This is a genomic window from Streptomyces sp. NRRL F-5630, assembly GCF_000719475.1.
In the GTDB taxonomy this organism is placed as follows: Bacteria; Actinomycetota; Actinomycetes; order Streptomycetales; family Streptomycetaceae; genus Streptomyces.
The window spans coordinates 1-201 of record NZ_JOGO01000237.1 but is presented as its reverse complement, the minus strand read 5'-3'; the positions used below and the strand labels follow the sequence as shown (position 1 = coordinate 201).

The 201-nt window shown below is 73.6% G+C and carries 1 pseudogene; it reads right to left on the bottom strand.

Annotated features, from left to right (window positions below):
* A pseudogene (locus tag IF99_RS31540) lies at positions 1–201 on the bottom strand (hypothetical protein); the annotation flags it as partial.

Here is a 201-nt window from a genome sequence, read left to right as displayed (position 1 = left end):
GAGGAGTACACCGGCGGCGGCGTGTACGGGGGCGGCGCAGGGGCATCGATGCCGCTGCCGAGCCCGTCCGGCAGATCGGACGAGACGGTCGTGTTCGGCACAGGCGCCGGGCCGGGCGTGAAGAGGTCGCTCTTGACCGTCGTGCCCTTGACGTTCGCACCGCCGGGGCCCCCGTGCGGCTTCTCGGACACCGGGGGCTTC